The organism is Staphylococcus sp. SA22, assembly GCF_054165785.1.
In genome coordinates, this window is record NZ_JBSZQY010000011.1 from 46,152 (window position 1) to 46,659 (window position 508).

The window sequence follows — 508 nt, forward strand, 5'->3', positions numbered from 1 at the left end:
TCTATGCGTAGACATGGAGACACTTCAGAATTATGGAGTGATTACATGAGTTTAACTATTTTTCTTTATTAAGTTTTAGGAAGTTTATTAGCAAATTATATCTACGAAAAATCTTCGAAATAAATAACTTTTTCGGGTCTACTTTGTACACTTTATCTACCTGGTAGACCCAATTGTTATTGCTTTACAGGTCTAAAATTCGTCGTTATAATCTAGTTAAATCCCGTAAGGGCGCACTTATACGTCGGATAAATCGACGTGTGCAAAAACGTAATCGACCTTCGTCGATTTTTTTATTTCAAAATTAAAGAAACGACTTGAGATATTCCGAGCAGTTATAAAAATTAATTTGCGTTGAATATTGCTACTACATTCTTGAAAAAGTGATGTAGATTTATAGCTCATAACTTTTTTGAATTACATCGACGATACGGCGTCGAAAGAAAAATAAATAGACCGTATGAAAGAAAAAGCTACCTCACTTTATCTGGGGTAGCTTTTATTTTTT